We start from the raw sequence: 22659 nt of genomic DNA, 5'->3' as shown, positions 1-22659 counted from the left end.
CATGAAAGTATCTCCCGCCAAAGAAAACATCCTGAAAAGGGTCCGCAACGCGCTCAGCCAGCCCGTACAGCTCCCGTTCCCGCATGCGGAAGGCAATAATTCCGTATTCGAAACGGAACACGAAGGCCTCGAACTGAAGTTCGCGGAAGAGTTTTCCAAACTGCAGGGCAAATTCATCTTCTGCTCTTCCCGTGAAGAACTGGCAGACAACCTCCAGTCTCTCGTGGAGAACAAGGAGTGGAAACACATTCACTGCAAGACGCCGGGCGTGGAAGCCATCCTCCAGCCGTTCAATCCCGCTTACCTCAACGTAGGCGATATGACGGAAATGGACGCGGCCATCACCGATTGCGAAATGCTGGTGGCCCGCACGGGTTCCATCGTCATGAGCGCGGCGCAGCCTTCGGGCAGGGCCCTGCCCGTGTTCGCACCCGTTCACCTGGTAGTGGCTTTCAGCCACCAGCTCGTGTTCGATGTGAAAGATGGCATCCAGCGCATGAAAGAGAAATACCAGGGCAACCTGCCCTCGATGATTTCTTTCGCCACCGGCCCCAGCCGTACCGCCGATATCGAGAAAACACTCGTAGTAGGGGTGCACGGGCCGAAGGAAGTGTACGTTTTCCTCCTCGATGAATAACTACTTCACATACAATAGATAACGATACATGTAAAATGCAAAAGGATTTCATCACTTTTGCATTTTACATTTCATAACGAACCATGAACATCCATCTGCCACCTGGCAAACGTGTATACTTCGCTTCTGATTTCCACCTCGGCGCCCCCGATATGGCCCGCAGCCGCCAGCGGGAGAAACTGATCGTGCAGTGGCTCGACGATGCTTCCCGCGATGCGCAACACATCTTCCTCGTGGGCGATATCTTCGATTTCTGGTTCGAATACAAACATGTTGTTCCCAAAGGCTACACCCGCCTGCTCGGCAAGCTCGCCGAACTGCGCGACAAAGGCATCGGGATCACCGTTTTCATCGGCAACCACGACATGTGGATGGACGGTTACTTCGAGCAGGAACTGGAAATCCCCGTCTATTTCGAGCCGCGCCAATACGAGATCGGCGGCAAGAAATTCTATATCGGCCATGGCGACGGTCTGGGCCCCGGCGACCATGGGTACAAGTTTCTAAAGAAAATCTTCCGCAATCCTGTTTGCCGTTTCCTGTTTTCGTGCATTCCGCCGAACTGGGGTATCTCCATGGCCAACTACTGGAGCCGGAAAAGCAGGGCCGCCACCGGCGAGAAGCTGGAGACCTTCCTCGGGGAAAACGAAGAATGGCTGGCGATCTATTCGCGCGAGATCCTGCAGAAAGAACATTTCGATTTCTTCATCTTCGGCCACCGCCACCTCCCGCTCGATCTCAGGCTGGCGGACAATACGCGCTACATCAACCTGGGCGACTGGCTGAATTATCATTCCTACGCCGTGTTCGACGGCACTACTACCGAACTGAAATATTACAAAACGGAAGAAGCCTAACCCAGTATTTCGTGCAGGATGGGCGGGCTGTGCAGTTCCTTGAAATCGGGGAGGTGCAGCTTGTAGAAATCCAGGTACGCGTACAGCAGGTTGCGCCGGCGCTCCTTGTTCATGAGCACATGCTCGAGATCGGGGATGTGGTGGATATTCTGCAGCCTGTCGGTCAGCTGGCTGTTGGTTTCGTCGAGATAATTGGTGTGGTGCGGCGGCAGGTCCACATAAGTGCCTTCCGCGAGATCGAGGTAGGGCGTGAACTCCGAGTAATGCCCCGCGAAATGGAACCCGAGATGCGCAGCAAAGCGGAGGGTGAAGAACAGGGGCAGATTGGCTGCTACGGCGGTGTTTTCGGTATCGAGGGCGCGGAACACCTTTTCGGTGAAGTGGTATAGTTCGGGATCGGGTTCCGGCTGCCGGAGGGATTTCTGCAATAACTCGATGAGATAGAGCGCCACCGTGTTTTTCACGATGTTCACGTGCATGGTGGTATAAATATGTCCCGGTTTGAATTCGGAAATCCGCTGGATGTTTTTCTGTTCGTGGTGATATACCACCAGATCGAGGATGTTGCCGGGCTGGAGGATGTTGCCCTTGGCCGCTTTCGGGCGGGATGAGCGGACCCCGTTCACGATATAGGACTGTATCCCGAACAGCTCCGTGAAGATGCTCAGGATCACGCTGGTGTCTCCATATTTGACGGTGCGGAGCACGATGCCCGGTGTTTTGTGCAACATGCCGCAAAAATCGGTTATCAGCGGATAAATACCAGCTTCGTCACGATTTTTTCCTTCCCTTCAGCATCACTGGCTAAAACGAGGTAGATCCCGCTCTGCGGCCTGAACCCGGTATAATCCTTCCCGTTCCAGATGGCCTGGCCGCCCTGCGCCCGCGTCTGGAACACCAGTTTCCCCGTTACATCGGTGATTTTGACATACGCATCGCGCACGAGGCCGCGGATGGCGACAGGGCCGCTGTAGCCGGAGGGTATGGGGTTGGGAAAGACGAGTGGCCCGGCCTCCTGGGTTTCGCTGCCTTCGGTGGCTTCGCCGCGCCAGGAAACAAGGCCTCCCTCCGTGGCGAAGAAAACTTCGCCCGTAACCGGATCGATGGCGATGCGGTGAACGGTGTTGTGCGGCAGCGGGCTGTTGCCGGTATGGAAATGCTGCAGTATCCGGCTACCATCGGCACTAACCAGCCACGCACCGTTCCGCGTGCCGGCCCATTTGCGGTTGGCGCCGTCGACGGCTATCGTCAATACCTGTTCGTTCTGAAATAAATATCCCGCGAAATTATCGGTACGCACCACCGGCAGCCAGGCCTCGCAGGCGTTGGCGGCCATGATGTCGGGTGCGCATTGCACCACGCCGATGCCCCTGGCGGTACCGATCCATATCCAGCCATCGCGGTCCTGCGCGAGGCAATACACCTGGGAAGATGGCAGGTTGCCGCGGCCTGCGCCGGAAAGGAGCTGTTTCCAGCGGTCGTCGCGGGAGTCGGCAATGTTTGCGCCGGGGTGAAGGATGACCACGCCTCCGCCTTGCGGGGATACGATCCATTGCTGATCGCTGAAGTCGGTGAGGATTTGGGAAAGAGCGTTTGATGGAAGGGAGAAAGGGATAGTGAGACCGGTCCACCCGCCACCGGGCTGCTTTACGAGCAGCGGTTGCTGCGAAGCGCCGTAGGCGGAAGCCCACAGGTTGCCCTGCGCGTCGGCCGCGAGCCCGGCGAAGTTTTCCCGGCCCAGGGGCTTTTCTTCCAGGGTTAAAGCGCCGTCGCGGAAGGTGGAGACCCCTCCGCCAAAGGACCCCGCATACACATTCCCGTTCCCCGCCGCCAGGGCTACGGCATCGGGGATTGCTTTCCCCGTCTGCGCCCATTCGCCTTCCCGGAACACGGAAAGCGGGAGGGCGTTGCCGGAAGGAGTCCCGTTATCGCTGACGCTCCCGGACGCGGCCCAGATTGCGCCGTTGTAAGCAAGCAGGGCCCCGGCGCCTGTGCCTTCGGGGGCGTCGGGCGTGAGGGAAGTGAAGGTGTTGTTCTCATGGAGGGTCAGGCCGTTCCGGCGGTCGGCCAGCCAAAGCGAATTGCCAGTTTCAACGGCGCCGGCGGGAGAGGCAAGGAGGTTATGGGCGAAGGTAGTCTCGGCGATGCCGTCGATGCGGAGCACCTTGCCCGGGAGCCCAGCGAACAGGATGTTGCCGTTGGACTGCAGGAAAGTGATCGTGCCGCGGTCATGTATCCACTTTTCCCAGGCGCCGTTGCCAAAACGGAAGAGGGTGTCCTGCACGCGGGCGGCCAGGTTTCTGCCGGCGGCCAGTTGTTGCGCGGGGGCGGGGAGCGGCGGTAGTGGGTTCCAGTACGAGGGGTCGGCCAGGTTGGGCGCGGTGAGCGGCGCGCGGAAGACGCCTTGCGGCGTGGCGGCGTAGATATCGTTTTGGAAGATGGTGGCGGAAGTGATGGGGAAGCCCGGCGTCCAGGTGTCAGTGATTTCCCGGCGGCGGAGGTCGATGGCGATGATGCCGAAGGGCAGGGGGAGGAGGGCTTTGTCGCCCGTAATGAGGATGGAACGGGCGGCTTTGTCCGGCGCTCCGGGGCGCTGGAGCACCTCGGGGAGGTTGGTCACCCTGCCGTCCGACAGGAGATCGATATTGCCGTTGCGGTAAGCCAGGACGAGGGTAGCTGTTCCTTCGTGCCAGGCCATGGCGGAGATGCCGGCGTCGTGCAGGCCGGTGGATTTGCCGTAGCGGGTGATGGCGTGTTCGCCGGTGGAGACAGAGAAGAGCCCGTACGCCGTGGCGCAGAAAATTTCGCCGCCGCCGGCTGTAACGGCAATGGCCTGCCGTGCCGGGAAATGCTCCCGCCATTGGCCGATCGGAATGTTTTGCGACCTTAATGTGTTGGAAATGAATATCAAACAGAAAAATATCCAGCGGCGGAACATGATTCAAAAGTAACAATTATGAATTATCTCTTATGCATTAATCGACATGAATAGTTACCTTTATGGCCTTTAAACAAATCTAGACTCATCTATGTGGCAGCGCCTGGCAGCTTTTGTTTTGAAATTCCGTTTGTGGCTTCTGGCTTTGTTGTTTCTGGGAACGGGCATCATGGCTTATTTCGCGAGCAAAGTGGAACTCTCTTACGAGTTCACCGGCGCTATCCCGCGGGATAACCCGAAATGGCTCACCTACCAGCAGTTCAAGCAACAGTTCGGGGAAGACGGCAATATGATGGTAGTTGGTATTGAAACCGACAAACTTTTCCAGCTGGATTTCTTCCGTGATTATGTAGCTATGAACGACGCCCTGCGCAAGGTACCCGCCGTGGAAAACACGCTCAGTATCCCCGTGGCCGTTAACCTGGTGAAAGACGACAGCACCAGGAAGCTGAAGGCTGTGCCGCTCTTCCAGCCCCTGCCGCAAACGCAGGCGGAGCTCGACAGCCTGAAGAACGTTTTCTATACCCTGCCTTTCTACAAAGGACTGCTCTATAGCGCCAATTCCAACAGTTACCTGCTGGCGGTGCATATCAACAAAGAAATCCTCAACTCCAAACGGCGTATCGAGGTAGTGCAGAACATCCAGCGGATCGCGGAAGCATTCGGGCAAAAACATAACCTGGACGTGAAGCTGAGCGGCCTTCCCATGATCCGGACCATCATGGCGACCAAGGTGGCCGACGAGCTGAAGATGTTCCTGTACATTTCGTTCGTGCTGACGGCGCTCATCCTGCTGCTGTTCTTCCGTTCGTTCAGCGCCGTGCTCATGAGCATGATCGTGGTGGCGATCGGGGTGATCTGGAGCGTAGGCACGATCGTGCTCTGCGGGTATAAGATCACGTTGCTGACGGGCCTGATACCGCCATTGATCGTGGTAATCGGCATTCCCAACTGCGTCTACTTCCTCAATAAATACCATACGGAATACGCGCTGCATGGCGATAAGATGAAATCGCTCGTGCGCATGGTGCAAAAAATGGGCATCGTGACGCTGTTCACCAACCTGACGGCCGCGATTGGCTTCGGGGTGTTCTACTTCACCAATTCGGAGATCCTGAAGCAGTTCGGGGTGGTTGCCGGCGTGAATATCATGCTCATCTTCCTCATCTCCTTCATTTTCCTCCCCTCGGTGCTGAGCTACCTGCCCCCGCCGAAAACGAAGCATACCAGTTACCTCGACAACAAAGTTTGCCGCTGGGTGCTGGAGTTCCTGAACCGGCTCGTGTTCAACTACCGCCCCTGGGTATACGCCTTTACGGTGATCATGGTGGTGCTGGCCGCGGTGGGGATGGCGCGCCTCCGGCCGGTGGGCTTCATCGTCGACGATATTCCGAAAAGCGATAAACTGTACACCGACCTGAAGTTCTTCGAACAGCGCTTCAAAGGCGTAATGCCGCTGGAAATCGCGGTGGATACGAAGAAGAAGAACGGCGTCGTGAACCTGCGCACCCTCGAAAAGCTCGATGAGCTGGGCAAGATCATCTCCGAGCAGCCCGCTTTCGCCAGGCCCCTGTCGGTGGCGGAAGGGATCAAATTCGCGAAACAGGCGTATTATAACGGCGACAGCCTTAACTATACGGTGCCCAACCAGTTCGATATCGGCTTCCTGGCGCCATACCTGCGCATGAAGGGGAACGGGGATAAATCGGTGTTTACCCAACTCGTTTCCTCGTTTATGGACAGCACCCGCCAGGTGGCGCGCATGAGCGTGAACATGGCCGACGTGGGTTCCGTGGAACTGCCGCGGCTGCTGGATTCCCTGCGCCCGCAGGTAGACCGTATCTTCGACACCGCGCATTATAACGTGACCTTCACCGGTACGAGCATCATTTTCCTGGAAGGCAGCCGTTTCATCATCAACGGGCTGGCGGAAAGCATCCTGCTGGCGTTCGTGCTGATCATCTTCTGCATGCTGTACCTGTTCCGCAGCTGGCGGATGCTGGTGATCTCGCTGGTGCCCAATATCATCCCGTTGCTGGTAACGGCCGGGGTGATGGGCTGGCTGGATATCGCCATCAAGCCGTCGACCGTACTGGTGTTCAGTATCGCGCTGGGTATAGCCATCGACGTTACGATCCGCTTCCTGGTGAATTTCAAGCAGGAGTTGCCTTTGAATAATTATGATATATCCGCTACCGTTAGGCATACGATCAATGATACGGGTTTGAGTATCATTTACACATCCCTGATCCTGTTTGCGGGCTTTATGATATTCAGTTTCTCGGAGTTCCAGGGTACGAAGGCATTGGGCTGGTTAACGAGCCTGACGCTGGTGATGGCGATGGTGACGAACCTGACGATCCTGCCGGCGATGTTGTTGTGGATGGAGAAGGCGTTGCAGAAGAAGGCGCGGAAGAAGGAATTGTGGAAGGCGCTGGACGATGAGGCGGACCTGGAGATGAAGGAAATCGGGTTGGACGAGCGGAAAGACTGATACGCTCATCCTGTTTTACGACCGTTTAACCAGTATTGTGATTTAACGCACTAGATAAGTATTTTGCATCTGTAAGGCATTAGAATTAAACCCGTGGCCGCTTGCCACGGGTTTTTCATTGCAGTGAGGCCAAATAATCTAGTAGGGGGCGTTCATCATGGGGTATTCGCCGTTTATAATAAAGCATTATATATAGCGGAGAAAAAGTTAGAGGTTTAGAGTGCCATTTCTAATCCTCTTAGTACCATGAAAAATAAGTTCCTAAAGGGCGCTCATTTGTCTGAGCGTAAATTTAAGGAGATACTAAAGCTGTTCTCCGAAGATTTAACCGCCACCCAGATCGCCAACATCAGTGGCGTGAGCCGGGTAACGATCAACAGTTACCTGAAGAAAATCCGGATGCAGATTGTGAAGTACTGCGAGTCTTTGCAACCTGAAAAGCAAGCGGGGGCCGCTTCTTATGGTCACCGTAACCTAACTCTCCATCAGCCGCAAGATATATCCGTTGCCGTTAAAACGGATGTTGACCGCATTGTAAAGCCGGTGATATTCGGGATTTACAAGAGCGACAACAAGGTTTTCACGGAGATTCTTCCGGATGTGAGCCGTTCTATGATCCAGGCGATTGCCCGCGGGCGGTCGGTGCTGGAAACGGTGGGGAGCGCGGAGCGGATCCGGCGGTTCAACGGTGTGGTGGACCTGAGCCAGTATCGTTTATACCACCTTGGGCACGGGCATCACGAAGCCGACAGCAAGAATGCGCTGGATGATGTGGACGGGTTCTGGGGGCTGACGAAGCACCGCCTGGCGAAATTTAAAGGACTGAACAGGAATACAGCATACCTCCATTTGAAAGAATGTGAGTTTCGATACAACTACAGACATGAAGAATTATACGCAGTGTTACTTAATCTTCTCAAGACTTATCCGTTGAACTTATCTTGACCCAAATTAGTTGGGGGCGACAGTTTGCGTAGATTACCGGAAATCCAGTAATTTTACGCTACCAAAGTCTGTCGCTTATGAAAAAAGGATTCGCAAAACGCCTGGCGTCCGGATATTCCGTCGTTACAGGTGGATCAAAGTCTCATCGGGAAACTGCATGTAAACCTTTACCGAACAGTGTATCTGGCATAAAAAATATTGTGCGCTGCAGCGATGCGGTGCATCAAAACCATTCTAAAGATCTCGATTTAGATTTTGGTTGATGATAAGCGGGTGATAATCTTGTCGCCTGCTTTTTCTTTTTGTACCTGGTCATAACCCAGCCGGGACAAGGGATGCGGGCGACATATCCATATACTTTCTTCTTATTGTACTCTTTCAACTTATCAGGAAAAAAAAGTATTCACCAAAAAAATATGTATGTCCCCACCAAAAAAATTACAAACCAATTGCGTTACAAAAGAGTTAAGTAATTTATATTTGTCTGTTAAAATTCTGTTAAACAACTAAATTATGCTTATGAGGAAAGGTCTAACCGCACTTTTCCTGATCCTGGTATGCCTATCGGGACAGGTAATGGCGCAGAGCCGAACCATTAAAGGGAAGGTGACGGCGGCAGAAGACGGAACCCCGATCATCGGTGCCACTATTATCGCAAAAGGCACGAATATCGGAACCGTTACTAACGTAGAAGGTGATTATTCACTGAATGTCCCCGATGGTGTAGACGCGCTGGTGGTAAAATTCATTGGAATGCGCGATCAGGAGGCCAAAATCTCCGGCCCCACAGTTAACGTTGTACTTACCGCAGACGTTACGAATCTCACAGAAACTGTTGTTACGGCCCAGGCCATCAGGAGAGAAAAGCGTTCTCTCGGTTTCGCTGCGCCGACCGTAAAGGCGGAAGAGCTGACCAAAGGCCAGAGCGTAAGTGCGCTGAATGGCCTTACCGGTAAAGTACCCGGTCTGAACATTTCCGGTACTGCATCCGCTCCCGGTAGCTCAACCCGTATCGTACTCCGTGGTGGTTCTTCCATCTCCGGTAACAACCAGGCACTGCTCGTAGTAGATGGCGTACCCATCGACAACAGCGGCCTGATGGGCGGCGGCGACAGCCGTTCTTCCGTAGATTTCGGTAACCGCGGTAACGACATCTCGCCGGACGACATCGAGTCCGTAAACATCCTGAAAGGCCCCGCGGCAGCCGCGCTGTACGGCTCGCGTGCGTCTAACGGTGCCTTGATCATCACCACAAAATCCGGTAAGAAAGGCCAGTCTAAAATGAACGTTTCGTTCAATACGGCAAACACTTTCTCTACCATCCTGAAAATCCCCGAGTACCAGAACGAATTCGGTCAGGGTTATTCCGACGGTGCCGGCGGTTACATTAATGACCCCAAGGAGAACTGGAGCTGGGGCGCGCCCTTTAACGGCCAGATGCAACCCTGGGGACAGGAAATCAACGGCGTTCGCCAGGAAAAGCCTTACTCCGCCATTGAAGACAACGTAAAGAACTTCTTCGACATGGGTATGGCTACCAACAACAACCTGGCGCTTTCCGGAGCCGGTGAAAAATCGACATACTTCCTGTCGCTCAATTCACTGAATTCCGATGGGGTAATGCCGGGCCATACCGACACGTACAACAGGTACAACGTGCGTTTCAACGGTTCTGCCGAGCTCGCGCACAACCTGTCGACCAGCGTAAACTTCAACTACGCGAAAATCAAATCGAACATGGTGCAGGGCGGCCAGGGCGACGGTTCTGTATGGAACTCCGTTATCCAGATGCCCCGCGACATCCCCCTGACTTCGCTGAAAGACCTCAGCAATCCCTACAACAGTTTCGGTAACATCTCCGATGCTGCAGGCAACCCCTTGTATGGCTATTACGGTGCTTACACCGTGAACCCTTACTGGCAGCTGGCCAACTACCGCAACGAAAACGCTGTTGACCGTATTACCGGTAACTTCCAGGTAGGTTGGAAACCCCTGTCATGGTTGAACGTTGTTGAACGCCTTGGCGTCGACGTGTATGCTGACCGCCGTAAGTATAAATACCCGAAATTCAGCTTCGCTCCGGCCGACAACACTACCGGAAACTACAGCAGGGCGGCAAACACCCAGGTGGCAGCCGGTAAATACCAGGAGGAAATCTACAACCTGGCAGAGATCGTGAACGACCTTATGATTACCGCGGAGCATGAATTCAGCTCCGATTTCAAAGGCAGCATCCTGCTGGGCCATAACATCCGTCAGCGCCAATTCGATGTTTCGGACGTTGAAACCAACCCTTCCGGCGGCCTCGTAGTACCCGGATGGTATAACTTCGGTAACTCCAATGGCCCGATCGACGCGGTGAACACTTTCTCCCGTCGCCGCCTCATCGGTGTGTACGCAGACATCAACATGTCTTACCGCAGCCTGCTCTTCTTAGGTCTTACTGCGCGTAACGACTGGTCTTCCACACTGCCGAAAAACAACCGCTCTTTCTTCTATCCGAGCGTGAACGCATCATTCGTATTCACCGAACTGATGAAAGATGCAGCCATCTCCGATTGGTTTGAATATGGTAAGATCCGCGCCAGCTGGGCGCAGGTGGGTAATGATGCGGATCCTTATCTGCTGAATACCTTCTACGACCGTACCAACATCCTCGCGCCTTTCGGCGCCACGCGTTTCCCGCTCAACGGCGTTCCGGGCATGGCACAGTCCAACAGGATCGGGAACCCCGACCTGAAACCGGAGATCACCACCGCATTTGAGGTGGGTACTGAGATGAGCTTCTTCAAGAACAGGCTGAGCGTAGACTTCTCCTACTATCAGAATAAGTCTAAAGACCAGATCCTGAGCATCCCGATTTCTGCTACCAGCGGTTACACTACCAAAGTGGTGAATGCGGGTTCCATTCAGAATAAGGGTGTGGAACTTGCCCTGCGCGGTACGCCTATTCAGACATCTTACGGCCTGAGCGTTGAATTGTATGGTACTTACACCAAGAACAAAAGCGAAGTGCTTTCGCTGTTGCCTGGTGTAGACCAGATCGTTCTGGGCGGCTTCGGCGGTATGTCTATCGTAGCGGCAGTGGGTAAACCTTATGGCACCTTCTATGCCCAGGATATTCAGAAAACGCCTGATGGAAGAGTTATCGTTGATCCCAACTCAGGGTTCCCGCTGCTGACGCCGGCATCTGTATATCTCGGAACGTATAACCCGGATTACATGGCCTCACTGGGTACCAACGTCAAGTATAAAAACTGGACACTAGGCCTACTGTTCGACACCAAACAGGGCGGTATGTTTTATTCCAGGACGAAGGACCTGATGGACTTTGTGGGTGTTTCGAAAGAAACTACAACCAACGGCCGCGTACCCCATCCGTTCCCGAATTCAGTTATCGTAGATCCGAACGATGCGAATAAATACATCACGAATACGGAACCCTACGATATGGAAACTTACTGGCCCAACCTGATACCTCCGGGACAGCACTTATTGGATGGTTCGTTCGTTAAACTGCGCGAAGCAAACCTGAGCTATCGTTTCCCGAAAAGCATGCTGAACAAAGGAATTTTTAGCGACGTAACCGTAGGGCTGTTTGGTAACAACCTGTTCATGTGGATACCGAAGGAAAACCAGTATGTGGATCCTGAAGTGAACTCCGGCGGTTCATCTAACGAACAAGGCCTGGACTTCTCTGCTCAACCCTCTCTGCGGAACTTTGGGTTCAACGTGAAAGTTAGTTTTTAACAGTTACTAAAAATTTGAAGAATGAGAAAATTGAATATAAAGAATGTGGCTTTAACTGTTGCGATTGCCGTAACAGCGGTGGGCTGCGGTAAGTTCCTGGATGTAAACGAAAGTCCGAACCAGCCCATAGTTGCGGATGTAAAGCTGCTGTTGCCTTCCGGGCAGGCTGCTACCGCGCACGTGCTCTCCAACCAATTCGGTATCATTGGGGGCTTGTGGTCGCAGTATTGGACGCAAAACCCGTTTTCAAGCCAATACCGTACCACCGACCAGTATAACATCCAGCCTTCTACCACCAACAATCCCTGGGCTATTTTGTACGCCGGCGCCCTTCAGGATTACAAGCGTGTGATCGAAAATGCCGGCAGCCTGACGCAGCATGCAGCTATTGCTTATGTGATGAAGGCTTACACTTATCAAATGATCACCGATGCCTGGGGCGATGTGCCTTTAAAGGATGCGCTTAACGAAGGCGCCAGCATGGACGTTCCGTACCAGTCGCAGAAAGTTGTTTACGACAGCATTTTCATGTGGCTCGACCGCGGCCTTTCTATGCTGAATCCTTCCAGCCCCAACAGGGTGGGAAGCGAAGACCTGATCTTCCAGGGTAATATCGAACAGTGGATCCGTTTCGCCAACACCTTGAAACTGCGTGCTTATCTCCGCATCAGCGAGGTGGACGAAGCGCGTGCCGAGGCGGGTGTGGAAGCCCTGGCAGATGAACCGCTGCTGACCTCCTCCGCTGCGATCCAGTACGCTACCTCCGGCGGTAACGAGAACCCCCTGTTCTCCGAAATCCTCGGTCTTGGCAGAACCCAGAACCTCGTAGCCAGCGCCACTTTCCTGGACGCCATGAAAGCGAATAACGACCCCCGCCTGGAGCAACTCTATACCAAGGTAACCTGGGACGGTGTTGAGGACACCATCGTAGGTGGGGTGCAGGGCGACTTCCGCAATACCCCGGATTTCGATTATTCCTTCCCCAGCGCCGCTACCGGTGGCCTCGGTGCGGATAATAACTCCGCTTTGGCTCCCGTAGTGCTGATCTCCGAAGCAGAAAGCTATTTCCTGCAGGCGGAAGCCCGCGCCCGCGGCTGGTTCACTGCCGGCAGCGCGCAAACGCTTTTCAACAACGGGATCACCGCCAGCTTCGAAGCCAATGAAATCGGTTCGGAAGCCGCGGCTTACATTGCCAACGCACCTGATGCCGAATGGCCCGGAACGCTGGAAGCGCAGATCGAGGCGATCATTACGCAGAAATATTACGCCATGAATGGCTTGCAGACTTTCGAAGCCTGGACCGAATGGCGCCGTACCGGTTTCCCCGATATCTTCAACCTGTCGGTACAGCAACGCCTCGACGGCAAGTTCCCCGTTCGTTTGCCTTATCCGGAAACGGAAGCCAATACAAACGGCGAATTCATCAACGTAAAGCACAGGCCGAACAGCCAACGTCTCTGGTGGGACGTTGCCGAGTAAGTCCTGCAGCACGATAATTAAAAAAGCCGCTCCCATTCCGGGAGCGGCTTTTTTTTGCTTTTTCATATAATATCCCGCCAAATTTCCAATCACATTTAAGTGTACTGTGATATCAGTTGAATTTCAGTATCTTGTGGGGGTAAACTGTTACATCCTCTAGGGGCATTAGACACAAAAGCAAATCTCATGAAAAAAACGCTATCGCTATGGCTGGTATCGGCCATCAGCATATCCGGCGTTGCACAGACATCAGACAACCGGCCAGACACAGCTATTCCATCGAAACGGCTTCTCGACGAAGTCGTTATTTCCGGTTACAATACCGCTACACGTAAGCAATACACGGGTGCGGTGACCACTGTTTCAGGGGATAAATTCCAACAGGCGCCCATAGCCTCCTTCGACCAGATGCTGCAGGGCCGCGCGCCCGGACTGTACGTGGCGGCAGGGAGCGGGCAACCCGGCGCAGGCGCCCGCATGGTGATCAGGGGCACCGCCACCAATGCAGACCTCTCCGATATGAACGCATCTGCGCCTTTGTACATCGTAGACGGCATCGCCGTAGAAAGCGGCGTGTTCGTGGGGCTGAACCCGGCGGACTTCGAATCCGTCAGTATACTCAAAGATGCGAACGCCACGGCGCTCTATGGCTCCCGCGGCGCCAACGGCGTAGTGCTCATCACCACCCGCAGGGGGCAGCAGGGCGAAGTGCGCTTCTCTTTCAATACCCGTCACGGTATTTCGCAGGCTTCGCGCCGCCGCTTCGATATGATGAACACGAAGGAAAGATTGCAGTTTGAAGAAGAAGTGGGGAAAGAAACTGGCAGAACGATCGGTGCGGGATGGATCTTCTCCGCCGCCAATCCCGCGAACGCCGGCCTGCCCGCCAGCGCCAAGGCCCGCAACGCAGCCATCCTCGACAGCCTGGGCCATATTCAGACCGACTGGATGGATTACTTCCTCCGCGATGCGGCGCCCTTCCATGAATACGAATTATCCGCCAGCGGCGGTACCGATAAAGTAAGGTTCTACTCCTCCGCCAGCTACCTGTCGCAGCAGGGTATCGCCTACCGCTCGGGCCTCGACCGCTATACCTTCCGCACCAACCTCGACGCGACTGGCAAAAAACTGCGCCTGTCCGTCAATACCGCCGTTGGCTATACCGGCAGCGACCTCATTGAAGGCGAGGCAACGTCTTCCGTCGCCAATCCCTTTGCCTCCATATATTATGCCCTGCCGTATGAGCAGCCTTATATTAACGGCGTGCTCGTGCATAGCGGCAACAAATCCAATTTCGGCGGAACGTTCGACACCCGCGAGGGTTCCGACGCGCTGGAGCGGATGGAAACTACGACCAACCGCGTGAACCAACTGAAAGGCTTGCTCAGCTCCGCGCTCCGGTACCAGGTGAACGACTGGCTGTACGCCACTTTCAATATGGGACTGGATTTCAGGGAGAATAACGAGATCCGTTCCGCCGCGCCCGGTTCCAATGCAGGGAGAGCCGCCGCGGGCGGGCAGGGGAGCCATTCGGAAATGATGTCCCGCTTCTTCCAGTTCACATCTTCCGCAGGCATCACTTACGATAAATTGCTGCATGAGCGCCATCGCCTCGTGGTGGCCGGGTTTTATGAATTCAACCGGCTGAAATGGTCGGATCTCAAAGCCACGGGTTTTGGGCTTACGCCGGGGCTCGACGGCACGCTGTCGGCCACCACGCCGGGATCTCCCATCAACGGGTTCATTCCGCAGGTGGGCGGTAACCGGACCGGCAGGGCGTTGGCTTCCTGGGTGGGGCTTGTGCGCTACCTGCTGGACGAGCGCTTCAGCCTCAACCTTAGCTATCGTTACGACGGCTCGTCGACGTTGCCTTCCAGGAACCGCTGGCAGCCGTTTTACTCCGTCGGCGCCGGGTATGACCTGCCCTGGCTGGAGAACGTAAGCTGGATCAACACCCTGCGCGTCCGGGCCAGCTACGGTACTTCCGCAGCGCCCCCGGCACAGTATTTCGCCTATGCATCTGGGTACGGTCCTTCCCGCTACGACGGGCAGCCGGGCATCGCACCCGCCGCCATCGGCAACCCGGATTACGAATGGGAGAAAACAGAAATGCTGAACGCGGGGCTCGACCTGGCTTTCTTCGACAACCGCCTGCGCCTTGTGGCCGATTTCTACAACCGTGCTACGAAAGGCTTCTTCCTGGACGAACAGCTGTCGATGACCAGCGGTTTCACTTCCCGCAGCATCAATGCCGGCAATATCCGCAACCGCGGCGTGGAGCTGGACCTGAACGGCGATATCATCCGCGCGAAAAACCTGACCTGGACGGCCGGCGCCAACTTTACGTATAACCGTAACCGCGTTACCAGCCTCGGCGGCGCCAACGAATATCAGAAAAGCACTTTCCTCATCCGCGAGGGGCTTCCCGTGAACGCGCATTACATCGTAAAATACGCCGGGGTAGACCCTCAGACCGGGCAGGCGCTTTACTACGACCGCAGCGGCAACAAAACGGAGAATTATAACATTACTTCCATGAGCGTGGCCGGCTACGGCTCCAACGATCCCCAGATTTACGGCGGCATTACTACCGGCCTGCGTTACAAGAGCTGGACGGCCGATGTGCTTTTCTCTTACGTATCCGGCTACAACCGTTATAACGCGATGGATTATTACACGCTGAACAATAACGGGAACATCTTCAGCAACCAGTCGGTAAGATGGCTGGAGCGCTGGCGCCAGCCGGGAGACGGTGCGAATGAAGCATCGATCACCAGTCCGCGTACTTTCTCGTCCGCCCATATCCAGGACGCATCGTTCCTGCGGTTGCGCAATGTTCAGATCGCGTATTCCCTGCCGGAGCATTGCCTTGCGCCGCTGAAGGTGGTGAAGGGTGCGATGGTGTATGTGCAGGGGCAGAACCTGCTCACTTTTACGAAATGGAATGGATTTGATCCGGAAGACAATAACGCCAATGCATTTTTCGAGTATCCGTCGCCGCGCACGCTGGTAGCGGGTGTTTGTATCCAGTTCTGATTAAATAATGACCGATGAAATTAATGTTTAGATATAGTTTGCTCGCAGCCTGGATGATGGCGGCTTCCTGCCTGGGGGACCTGGACGTGAAGCCGGCCGGTGTTAAAGACGCATCCGTTGCGTTCCGGGATGTGGACGACGTGAATACGGGCGTTCTCGGCGCGTATGCGGCGTTAAACGGGCAGTCGATAAAGATAAGTTCCCTCATTTCGGATGAAAATATGATGCCGCTTGAAAACACCGGCAACGACGGTGTGCAGGTATTCGAATGGCGGCAGGATGCCTCCACGCCGAACGTGGTGCCGGCATGGCAGGGCAATTACCAGGCGATCGACCGCGCGAATCGTATCCTTGCCGTTATCGACGGCATTCATGCTGAATTGCCGGATGTGGAAAGGAAGAATCGTTTGAAAGGGGAGTTGCTGGCCATTCGTGCTTATTGCCACCTCGAACTGCTGCGGCATTATGCAGTGGATTATGCGGCGGATTCCGCAGGCGTACCCATTATGACGGTTTCGCAGGCCGGCCAACCTGCGCGAAATACAACAGGAGAGGTGTTTGCGCAGATCCGAAAAGACCTGGGCGATGCAAAAGCGCTCATCCCGGCATCCTGGAGCAGTGCAACGCGGATTACGCGGCTGGCGGTGCTGGCGATAGAAGCCAGAACGGCTTTATACCAGCAGGACTGGGCGGCCGCCATTGCCGCTTCGCAGGAAGTGATCGGCGCAATGCCGTTGGCAACCGCCGCGCAGTTCCCGGAAATCTGGACGGATGCGCAGAGTAACGAGGTAATCTGGAAACTGAAGCGCGAACCGGCAGACGAGCGTTTTGGCGCATTTTACAGGCTCGCGGGCGGCATGGTATTGCTTGCGCCATCTTTCAAATTGATCGGGGCGTTTGATGCGGTGAACGATGTCCGTTTTCATTCCTGGATAGCAGACCTGGATGCATCGCCTGCGGGTACGCGCTGGGCGGTAACGAAATATGCCGGCGGGCAGCCTGCGAATTACAACCTGACGGATATAAAGCTTTTCCGCGTGTCGGAGATGTACCTGATCCATGCGGAGGCGCAGGCGCGCAAGGCGGGGCCGGATATCGCTTCGGCAAATGATGATATGCAGGCATTGCGCAGCCGGCGTATCAGCAATTATGTGCACAATTCGTTCAGCACAACGGCACAGGCGATGACTGCCATTGAAGAAGAGCGTTTCCGTGAGCTGGCGTTCGAGGGCCATCGTTATTTTGACCTCCGCCGTTGGAAAAAAGATATTGTACGCCTGCCGGCTGATATCATTGCGATAGGAGGAAGCGATTTAACTTTATTGCATACGCGAAGAAATTATTTTATGCCGATACCGCTTGCGGAATTGCAGGCGAATAAAAATATCGGGCAGCACCCTTTGTATGAATAATGCCCGCTGGGGTAATGATAATTGATCGGACACTATAGCCCGGAAGCATACACGCTTTTCCGGGCTATTTCATTATTCCAGTATTTTGTCGGCTTAAACACATTTATTATTTAACTCTATGAATTGATATTCAAACTGTTTGATGGGAATTCCGTAAGTACTCATTATATCTCATTGATCGTAATATTCCTTTTTTCAGTAATTTACTTTTATTGCAGCAAGCGGAAGCATTCAATAATCTAAATCGAGCAGTAAGCCTAATTGACCCATAATGAAATAATATTTCAACAGCCCAATTCAAAATCCTGATCGAGCATTGTACACTAGTTGAACTTATGATGAAATAGTATTTCCGATAGCCCAATACAAAATCTAAATCGACGGATTGTAACCTTCCTGCATATTTCATTTGTCGCAGTTTCATCACCAAAATCCTATCGATATGAAAAGAACGTTACTACTTTTGTTCTTATCGGTCGTACTTTGCGGGCATGCTATGGCCCAAACCCGTCCAGTCGCGGGCAAGGTAACCGATAAAGCAGACGGGTCACCACTACCTGGCGTGACCATTTCCATTAAAGGCACATCAAAAGGAACGATTACCAACACGCAGGGCGAATACCGGATCGAGGCCGGCAGCGGCGACGTGCTGGTATTCTCGTTTATCGGTTATGCCACGCAGGAATTGCCCGTTCCCGGCGGCGGCGTGCTCAATGTTTCCATGGGCCCCGACGACAAAACGCTCAGTGAAGTAGTGGTAACCGGTTATGTGGACATTAACCGGCGCGATGCAACGGCGTCCACTTCCAAGATCGACGCGGTACAATTCAATAACCGTCCGATCCAGAGCTTCGACCAGGCGCTCGACGGGCTGGCTGCCGGCGTGAATGTAAACGTGCAATCCGGCGTGCTGGGCGATGCGGTAGCCATCCGTATCCGCGGGGTGAACTCGATTTCCAATAAGAACGGCCCGCTCATTGTCCTGGACGGGATCATTCTCAACGAAGCCGAGAATACCAACGTGTTCAACAGTGGGAACGGTACGCGTTATAACCCGATGGCCGACATCAATCCCAACGACATCGAAAGCGTCGATGTGCTGAAGGATGCAGCGGCCGCGGCTTTGTATGGTTCCCGTGCCGCGAATGGTGTTATTATCATCACCACTAAAAAGGGCAAGCGTGGAGCGATGACCGTCAATTATAATACGCTGCTGTCCTGGGCCACGGTGCGCAGGGCTCCCAAGTTATTGAACGGGGATGAGTTCGCTGGTATCCAGAATGAAAAATCGCGTAATGCGGGAGTTGCTGATATCGCGGCGGATTTCGATGAGAACGGTGACGGCCGGCCGGAGAGAACAAACTGGCTCGACGTTATTTTCCGCACGGGCTTCCAGCAAACGCACCAGGTGTCCTTTAGCGGCGGTACAGAGAAATCGCAGGTGTACGGCTCTGCCGAATATGCCGATATGAATGGTATCCTGGTAGGGAACCGCCTTCGCAGGGGTTCCGCCAGGATCAACGCCGATGTTACCCCCAAAAACTGGTTGAAAATTGGTATGAGTGTGTATGGATCCCGCGCGTTGAATAACGGGGTGCTTTCCGACGGTTATCTCGCAGGTTCCACCATAGGCGGCTATAATGCGCCGCCGAACGTGCCGGTGTACAACAGCACAGGGGATTACAGCGGTTACTATCTTTCCCCGAGCAATCGCGACCTGGGAAACGGCGCCAACAGGGTTAGCGAACGCCAGAACCGGTTCTTCCACCCGCTGGGCAGCGTTTACCTCGGCCGCAACGATAACGAAACGCGCAGGATCCTGGCAAATGTGTATGGTGAACTGACTCCCATCAAAGGGCTGAAACTCACCTCACGCCTCGGGGTCGATTATCTCCAGAATTTCGAGGATCAATACAGCGGCCCCGATCAGGCAGGCAATGGTTTCGGCCTGAATGGCCTGGTGCAGGAGAACCTCTGGCAGAACCAATTGTGGAACTGGACGAACACGGCCACCTATACGACAACCTTTGCTGAAAAACATAATCTCTCAGTTTTGGCGGGGTTGGAATATCAATATGAGCGCAACTTCCAATTATATACCGGGCAGGCCAACCTCGCCGATAGCTATTTTAAATACATCTATGACGGCTTGTCGGCCGGTGAGGGAAATTCCTATACAGGCGGTGGCCAGGAAGCAACGGCGTTCGACTCGTATCTGGGCCGCATAGCGTATAACTATGCAAGCAAGTATTATGCTGAATTCGTGTTTCGCGCAGATGCTTCCTCCGATTTCGGGGAAGATAACCGCAGGGGGTATTTCCCGGGTGGTTCCATTGGCTGGCGACTGTCGGAAGAGGATTTCATCAAAGACAATGTGGGCTGGATTGATGAATTGAAATTGCGTGCCAGCTATGGCGTGGTGGGTAATGCGAAAATTACCCGGTATGCCTGGCGGACGCTTTACGGCGGTGGACAGTATACGGAGGATAACGGTCTTACGCCCTCGCAAATGGGTGACCCCAATCTCCGCTGGGAACGGGCCAAGAAACTGGATATCGGTTTAGATGCAGGGTTCTTCAACAACCGGTTGGGCTTTACATTTGATTACTTCAATAATGATGTGGACGATCTCGTGCTCGACGCCCCGGTGCTCCGGACTACAGGTATTCCCAATGCCACGGTAACCACCAATATTGGCGAGATGTGGAACCGCGGTTTTGAATTTACGGTACGTGGTACGCCGATCACAAATAAGGCGATCGACTGGAACGTTACCGCGAACGTAACTTTCCTGAAAAACAGGGTAACGAAACTTGTTGGCGGACTGGATATGCCGAGCGGTTCCAACCGTGCCAGCGAAGGCCGTCCGCTGGGTGTTTGGTATTTGATCGACTGGGTAGGCGTGAACCCGGAAACCGGCTACGCCATGTTCCGCTCCAAAGATGGTGAAACGAAAATGTATAACCACACGGCTGCTGCCGCCAACCGTTGGACGACCCCGGATGGCAGCAGGGCAGTTACGGCGGTAACTGCAGCCGACGCAAACTATCTCGAAGGGAAATCCGGATATCCTACCTGGTATGGTGGGTTGGAAAATACGGTTTCCTATAAAGGATTCACGCTGAATGTAGCGATTCAATTCAGTGGCGGCAACTATATCCTGAATGCTACAAGGCAGGGCCTGATGACGAATTTCCTGAATAACAACCTCGTTGAGATCAAGGATCGCTGGACGCCGGAGAACAAAAACACGGACGTTCCCAAATTGGTGCTCCGTGACAATATTTCTACCCAAACCTCCACCCGCTGGCTGGAAAAGGGCGACTACCTCCGCCTGAAAAACGTATCCCTGGGATATTCCTTCCCGGGCATCCGCGAGAAATTGGGTATGAGCAACCTGCGGCTGTTTGTGTCGGGCGACAACCTGGCGATAATTACCGGATATTCCGGCGCAGACCCTGAAATCAACACCAACCGTACTGCGAACATCGCATTCGGTGTAGATAACCGCGGCGTTCCCCTCGGAAGAACAATTTCTGTCGGTTTAAACGCATCCTTCTGATCTAAATCTTAAACATCATGAAGAAAATACATCTTACATATATCTACCGGCCGGTCATAACACTTGCTTTTGGAACCTTACTATTGTTCGGCTCCTGCTCAAAGGTTGATGAACAGGCCCCGTATGTGGCAATCGGTCCTGAGGACGTTTTTAATACTCCCGCGCGTATTGAGAAGGCTGCTTTCGGCCTGTACAATGCATTGCAGAATGCGGAGTTTCTCGGCGGGCGCGCGCTCATCTACATCGATCAGCGCGGTAACGATGCCAGTGTGGCCGCCTATTTCGGGCAGATACCCACATTTAACCTGCTGTCGAACAATGCGACGGTTTTGGCTGCCTGGACGGGTGCTTACCGTACCATTTTCGAGGCCAATTATTTCATGGCCAATCTCCAGGCAAATGAAAGCGTGATCGGCGCGGATGCGGCATCTGTATATTATGCGGAAGCCAAATTCTGCCGTGCGCTTACATTTTATTACCTGGTCAATATTTATGCGCAGACATATGGATACACCGCGGACGCCAGCCATCCCGGCGTGCCCCTGATGATTACGGCGCCAACTTCCGGCGGAGATGCTTTTGATCCGAAGTGGAAATTGCCCAGGGCGACTGTAAAGCAGGTGTATGACCAGATCATCCAGGATCTCACCGATGCGGCCGCTGATTTGCCGGACGATTGGGGCTCTGCGTATGCTACCCGCACCCGGGCCACGAAAGGGGCTGCCAACGGGCTGCTCTCCCGCGTTTACCTCGTGACCGGCAACTGGCCCCAGGCCGACGCGGCTGCCGACCGGGTGATCGCGTCTCCTGAAGGGTACGATCTTGCAGCCGACCCATATGAGAATTTTAACAGGCCTACTTATGAAACCACGCCCGAGATCATCTTCAATATCGCCATGAACACGAGCGATAACCCCAATACCAACAACGCCATCGGGCAACACTACAGCCCCAATGGCCGGGCGGATATTTCGATAAACCCGGATTATCTCGAACTCCCGAATTTCGCGGATACCGACAAACGTAAGATCGGGGATATGATCGTCACTTCCGGTGACTTCGTGTATACCGGCAAGTATGCAAAAACAACTTTCGATTCCTGGGTGCCCATCCTGCGCCACGCCGAAGTGCTGCTGAACAAAGCAGAAGCCCTGGCGCGGATAAACGCCGGTGTTAGCCAGGAAGCGCTCGATATCATCAACGAAATCCGCGACCGTTCAGATGCTGCGTTGCTGCCGTTACCGGCCTCCAAGCAGGCGCTCATCGATCTCATCCTGAACGAAAGGAGGATCGAGCTGGCGTTTGAAGGTTTCGGGATGATTGATTTCGTCCGCACCAAACGAAACATTCCCGCCCGTGGAGCTTTCCAGCCCGAGCAGGATTGGAACGACAACCTCACGCCCTGGCCGATTCCCTTCCAGGAAACCCAGCAGAACACGAGCCTAGGGCAGAACCCCGGCTATGATTGATAGCAGGAAAGAACGCAATAAAAAAACAGAGGAGCCCCCGCGCGGAGGCTCCTCTGTTTTTTCCAGCAATGCTGTAAATA

The 22659-nt window shown here is 54.2% G+C and carries 13 protein-coding genes; 11 read left to right on the top strand and 2 right to left on the bottom strand.

Annotated elements, in window-relative coordinates; genetic code table 11:
- Position 1 precedes the first annotated feature (1 nt).
- Positions 2–637 (top strand): lactate utilization protein, encoded by a 636-nt coding sequence (locus Q0510_RS20910; RefSeq protein WP_298715976.1) that lies wholly within the window; start codon positions 2–4, stop codon positions 635–637.
- Between the two features lie 83 nt (positions 638–720).
- Positions 721–1494 carry a UDP-2,3-diacylglucosamine diphosphatase gene (locus tag Q0510_RS20905; RefSeq protein WP_298715974.1) on the top strand — a complete coding sequence of 258 codons (774 nt, stop codon included), beginning with the start codon at positions 721–723 and terminating at the stop codon, positions 1492–1494.
- Here Q0510_RS20905 and recO read toward each other — a convergent pair.
- Positions 1491–2225: a DNA repair protein RecO gene (gene recO, locus Q0510_RS20900; RefSeq protein ID WP_298715972.1), complete on the bottom strand. Its 735-nt coding sequence runs from the start codon at positions 2223–2225 to the stop codon at positions 1491–1493. The two genes, Q0510_RS20905 and recO, sit on opposite strands and share 4 nt — an antisense overlap.
- Before the next feature lie 17 nt (positions 2226–2242).
- Positions 2243–4405, bottom strand: coding sequence for a two-component regulator propeller domain-containing protein (locus Q0510_RS20895; RefSeq protein WP_298715970.1), 2163 nt, complete (start codon positions 4403–4405; stop codon positions 2243–2245).
- 118 nt (positions 4406–4523) lie between these two features.
- On the opposite strand from Q0510_RS20895, the gene Q0510_RS20890 reads away from it, so the two are divergent.
- The 9 genes from Q0510_RS20890 to Q0510_RS20850 all read left to right on the top strand — a co-directional run bounded on the left by Q0510_RS20890 (position 4524) and on the right by Q0510_RS20850 (position 22579).
- Positions 4524–6926 (top strand): efflux RND transporter permease subunit, encoded by a 2403-nt coding sequence (locus Q0510_RS20890; RefSeq protein ID WP_298715968.1) that lies wholly within the window; start codon positions 4524–4526, stop codon positions 6924–6926.
- A gap of 246 nt (positions 6927–7172) precedes the next feature.
- Positions 7173–7871 carry an IS1595 family transposase gene (locus Q0510_RS20885; RefSeq protein ID WP_298715967.1) on the top strand — a complete coding sequence of 233 codons (699 nt, stop codon included), beginning with the start codon at positions 7173–7175 and terminating at the stop codon, positions 7869–7871.
- A gap of 77 nt (positions 7872–7948) precedes the next feature.
- Entirely contained in the window at positions 7949–8134 is a 186-nt protein-coding gene (locus Q0510_RS20880) for a hypothetical protein (protein WP_298715966.1), read from the top strand.
- A gap of 256 nt (positions 8135–8390) precedes the next feature.
- Positions 8391–11621, top strand: coding sequence for a SusC/RagA family TonB-linked outer membrane protein (locus tag Q0510_RS20875; protein ID WP_298715964.1), 3231 nt, complete (start codon positions 8391–8393; stop codon positions 11619–11621).
- Between the two features lie 21 nt (positions 11622–11642).
- Complete coding sequence (locus Q0510_RS20870) at positions 11643–13100, top strand: SusD/RagB family nutrient-binding outer membrane lipoprotein (protein WP_298715962.1); 1458 nt, start codon at positions 11643–11645, stop codon at positions 13098–13100.
- A gap of 186 nt (positions 13101–13286) precedes the next feature.
- The gene (locus Q0510_RS20865; RefSeq protein WP_298715960.1) at positions 13287–16136 is read left to right on the top strand and encodes a SusC/RagA family TonB-linked outer membrane protein; all 2850 of its coding nucleotides are present in this window, start codon (positions 13287–13289) and stop codon (positions 16134–16136) included.
- 14 nt (positions 16137–16150) lie between these two features.
- Positions 16151–17548 (top strand): RagB/SusD family nutrient uptake outer membrane protein, encoded by a 1398-nt coding sequence (locus tag Q0510_RS20860; RefSeq protein WP_298715958.1) that lies wholly within the window; start codon positions 16151–16153, stop codon positions 17546–17548.
- A 442-nt stretch (positions 17549–17990) separates the two neighbouring features.
- Positions 17991–21110, top strand: a complete 3120-nt coding sequence (locus Q0510_RS20855) for a TonB-dependent receptor (protein ID WP_298715956.1) — start codon at positions 17991–17993, stop codon at positions 21108–21110.
- Between the two features lie 125 nt (positions 21111–21235).
- Entirely contained in the window at positions 21236–22579 is a 1344-nt protein-coding gene (locus Q0510_RS20850) for a RagB/SusD family nutrient uptake outer membrane protein (protein ID WP_298715954.1), read from the top strand.
- The last annotated feature ends 80 nt before the right edge of the window (positions 22580–22659 follow it).

The organism is uncultured Chitinophaga sp., assembly GCF_937874145.1.
GTDB lineage: Bacteria > Bacteroidota > Bacteroidia > Chitinophagales > Chitinophagaceae > Chitinophaga.
Note: the sequence above shows the minus strand (reverse complement) of the source record. Positions and strands in the feature narration are given on the sequence as shown.